At 57.8% G+C, this 1,683-nt stretch carries 1 pseudogene; it reads left to right on the top strand.

Annotated features, from left to right (window positions below):
* A pseudogene (locus tag WM40_RS26785) lies at nt 1-1,683 on the top strand (conjugal transfer protein TraC); the annotation flags it as partial.

The following is a 1,683-nucleotide window of genomic DNA, read 5'->3' as shown; positions in this document are numbered from 1 at the left end:
GATTCAGCCTTGATGGCCGCGTTCGAATTCGAAGGCCCGGACGTGGACAGCGCCGCGGACGCGCGCATTTTGCGCTTGGTCAACGACTGCGCAAGATCGCTCAGAGAATCGTCACGCAGGCCGCTGACCGTGTGGTGGATTGTCCATCGCCGCAGGGTCGCGGATTACTACACCTTGCCCATGCCAGATCCGGTTTCGCAGATGGTCGAGGACAAACGTCGCGAGCAGTATGAGGCAAGCACGAATTATGTGAACCGTCACTACTTGGTGTTCACCATGCCGCCAGAAGTCGGTTTGAACCGGTTCGCTGCGCGCTTCAAACACCAAATCAACCACGACCGCGTCAATGGATTTACGGCCTTCATCGACGCGACCAAAGCCTATTTCTCCGATCAATACGCGTTCGCCTACGCGGGGTCAGAGTTGGAAGAGCAGGTCGCACGATTCGAGGACATGCTGCGTGGTATCGCGGTTTCGAATTCCGATTTGTCGCTTAAACGCATGGTGGGTGACGCTTTCGGTGGCCTGTTGCGCCGCTGCAGCTCACTTCTGGCCGACGATGGATGCCGCGCATCGCTGAACACCGCGCAATTTCTCGATGTGTCGCTTGCAAGCGATGAGATAACGCCAGGCGATGCTTTTTTGCGCGTTGATGGTGGTGGCCAAACACGCTACGCGTTTTGCACGGGCATTCCGTCACATCGCGACAATTGGCCGGAAATCGTGCAGCCGCGTGCGCTCGATGCGCTCTATAGCATTCAGGGCGAGATTGTGGTGTCGCACGTTTTCCGTATCGCATCTTCTTCGCAAGCACAAAAGTATCTGACGTCGGTGCGCCGATATCACGACAACCGCAAATTGAATTTGCGCGCGGTGATGGGCTCGGCCGCCAATGGCGGCGACACGAGTAATGCCCGGCCCAATCTCGCGCGCGCCAAGGCAGCCAGTCATACGCAGGATCTGCTTGACGCCTTGTCAATGAATAAGGTGGCTTTCGGGTGGTACAACTTCACAGTCTTATCGCTTTCGCCAAGATTCAGCGGCGAGGATAAGGCGTTTGAAAGCTTCCTCGCAGGTCAACGTTTGGCGACGCAGGTAGAGTCGGTCTTGCAGGGGGCGAAGTACGTCCCGGTGCGCGAGACAATGAATAGCGTGTCCGCCTTCGCTTCGACCACGCCGGGGATGTGGAAGGAGGCGAGCCGGTGGGCGTTCGTGCGCACGGATGTGGTGGCAAGGCAGCTACCGCTACGCAGCGTGTCGCGTGGCGCGCCGATCAACCAGCATTTAACCAAGGAAATGGGTCGGCTTATTCCGGCTATCGCACCACTGCCAACCAAACACGGCATCGCGTACTGGTTCACGACCTGGCTGGGGCCACTGGGTCATATGCTGGTCGTTGGTCTGAGCCGGACCGGCAAAACGATTTTTGTAACGCTTTGCTGGACGCTTGCCAGAAAGGTGCCCGGCACCGACGTTTTCATTCTCGACAAGGACAATTCAAACCGTATTCCGGTAATGCTGCAAAACGGGGAATACATCGACTACAGCGCGAAGGCGACGCAAAAAGCGCGTGCTAACCCGATGACCTTGCTCGACAGCGAGTCTCACGTACGGTGGCTCACGCGTTGGGTTGAGAACCTTGCACGCGTGCGCGGCTATGAGCCCAGCGCGGATGATCAGGAT

The sequence above is a fragment of the Robbsia andropogonis genome (assembly GCF_000970345.1).
GTDB classification, from domain to species: Bacteria; Pseudomonadota; Gammaproteobacteria; order Burkholderiales; family Burkholderiaceae; genus Robbsia; species Robbsia andropogonis.
This window is presented reverse-complemented; position numbering and strand designations above follow the sequence as displayed.